Genomic DNA, 306 nt, shown 5'->3' with positions numbered 1-306 from the left:
CACTTAAAGCACGGCGGAATGTTATACATGCCCGAAGGTTGGTGGCACTATATGAAGTATTTAACACCCGGTTTTTCATTAAGCTTACGTTCATTGGCAAGCAAACCGAGTAATTTATTGAAAGGATTTGCAAATGTGGCCATTATTCGACACTATGATAATTGGATGCGAAAAAGAAAAGGGCAAGCGTGGCTTGACTATACAGATGAAGAAGCCATCCGTCGTACCAATGCTTTATTGACTAAATGATACTAATTGGACATCGTGGAGCAAAAGGACACCTAGCCGAAAATACTTTGGCTTCTT

General features: G+C 40.5%; 1 pseudogene. It reads left to right on the top strand.

Features of this window, described 5'->3' with window-relative positions:
• Positions 1-249 (top strand): annotated as a pseudogene (locus WFZ85_RS16165) (cupin-like domain-containing protein); the annotation flags it as partial.
• Positions 250-306 lie beyond the last annotated feature (57 nt).

Origin of the sequence: Flavobacterium aureirubrum (assembly GCF_038739835.1) — a bacterium.
Lineage (GTDB): Bacteria > Bacteroidota > Bacteroidia > Flavobacteriales > Flavobacteriaceae > Flavobacterium > Flavobacterium aureirubrum.
Note: the sequence above shows the minus strand (reverse complement) of the source record. Positions and strands in the feature narration are given on the sequence as shown.